This window comes from Streptomyces sp. NRRL WC-3549 (assembly GCF_000721935.1).
GTDB lineage: Bacteria > Actinomycetota > Actinomycetes > Streptomycetales > Streptomycetaceae > Streptomyces.
The window spans coordinates 5559-7076 of sequence record NZ_KL585440.1 but is presented as its reverse complement, the minus strand read 5'-3'; the positions used below and the strand labels follow the sequence as shown (position 1 = coordinate 7076).

Genomic DNA, 1518 nt, shown 5'->3' with positions numbered 1-1518 from the left:
CGGGCCACGGCCTCGTCGGAACAGGCGACGACCGCGGCGGCCGGCCGGCGTTCGGCGATCTCCTTGGCGAGGTTGGGACCGGTGACGACGGCGACCCGGTCCGCGGTCACGCCGGTGACGTCCGCGACGACCTCGCTCATCCGCTTGGTGGTGCCCAGTTCGACGCCCTTCATCAGGGAGACGAGGACGGTCCGGGACTCCAGGTGCGGCGTCCAGTCGGCGAGGTTGGCGCGCAGGGTCTGCGAGGGGACGACCAGCACCGCGAAGTCGGCGCCGCGCAGCGCCTCGGCGGGGTCCGTGGTGGCACGGACCGACGCGGGCAGCTCGATGCCCGGCAGGTATTCCGGGTTGGTGCGGGTCGTGTTGACCGCGTCGACGACCTCGGGGCGGCGCGCCCAGAGGGTGACGTCGCAGCCGGCGTCGGCGAGGATCATGCCGAAGGCCGTACCCCATGAACCGGTTCCGAAGACGGCCGCCTTGGCGGGGTGCGTCACGTGGGTCCCTTTCCCTCTGCCTTGCGCCGCTGTTCAGCACGGGCCTTGCGGTGATCGTAGAGCTCGGCGGGCGCCTTCTCGCCGCGTACGTCCTCCAGCTGGGCCGTGATCGCGGCCATGATGGCCTCGGTGGCCTGCCGCAGGACGTCGGGGGTGGGTTCGAGGCCGTAGAAGCGGGACAGGTCGACCGGTGGTCCGGCCTGCACCGTGAGCGTCTTGCGGGGGAACAGCCGGAGCTTGTTCTCCTTGGCGTAGGGCGGCATCGCCAGGTTGGCGCCCCACTGCGCGACGGGGATGACGGGGGCCTTGGTCATCAGGGCGACGCGGGCGGCCCCGGTCTTGCCGGCCATGGGCCACATGTCGGGGTCGCGGGTGAGGGTGCCCTCGGGGTAGAAGGCCACGCATTCGCCGCGTTCGATCGCGGCGACGGCGGCGCGGAAGGCGTCCAGGGCGTTGGTCGTCTCCCGGTAGACGGGGATCTGGCCGGTGCCCCTCAGCATCATTCCCACGAAAGGCGTCCGGAAGAGTCCGGCTTTCGCGAGGAGCCGCGGAACCCTTCCGGTGTTGTACTGGTAATGGCCGTACGAAAGCGGGTCCAGATACGAGTTGTGATTGACCGCAGTGATGAATCCGCCGTCGGCCGGAATGTGTTCCATTCCCCGCCAGTCGCGCTTGAACAGAACCACCAGGGGCGGTTTTGCGATGACCGCCGCCAGGCGGTACCAGAAGCCGATTCTGCGGCGGGACACTCGAACGCCTTCCTCTAGGGCCGGGGCTCTGCCCGGTTCGCGGCGGTGCTGCGCCGGCCCGGGCCCCTGCTGTGTGGAGAACACCGTACGCCTCGCCCGCCCGGGCGGACCGGCGGGCCGACGTACCGGCAGGCGAGAATAAGTCCCGATGCGCATCGAGGGGGAGATCACCACGAACACCGACCCGACCGGCTCCTGGTCCCTGGTCGTCCCGTTGAAACCGCTCGCCCGCGCCAAAAGCAGGCTGGGACGGGCGGTCGGCGGCGAGCGCCCGC

The 1518-nt window shown here is 70.6% G+C and carries 2 protein-coding genes and 1 pseudogene; 1 reads left to right on the top strand and 2 read right to left on the bottom strand.

Going from position 1 to position 1518, the window contains the following annotated elements; all coding sequences use genetic code 11:
- Both IH13_RS0132870 and IH13_RS0132865 read right to left on the bottom strand, forming a co-directional pair.
- The coding region (locus IH13_RS0132870) for an NAD(P)H-dependent glycerol-3-phosphate dehydrogenase (protein WP_031090231.1) at nucleotides 1-494 on the bottom strand (494 nt) is incomplete at its 3' end.
- Nucleotides 491-1243 (bottom strand): lysophospholipid acyltransferase family protein, encoded by a 753-nt coding sequence (locus tag IH13_RS0132865; RefSeq protein WP_031090229.1) that lies wholly within the window; start codon nucleotides 1241-1243, stop codon nucleotides 491-493. The genes IH13_RS0132865 and IH13_RS0132870, both read right to left, overlap by 4 nt.
- A gap of 148 nt (nucleotides 1244-1391) precedes the next feature.
- On the opposite strand from IH13_RS0132865, the pseudogene IH13_RS43095 reads away from it, so the two are divergent.
- Nucleotides 1392-1518: pseudogene (locus IH13_RS43095) on the top strand (2-phospho-L-lactate guanylyltransferase); the annotation flags it as partial.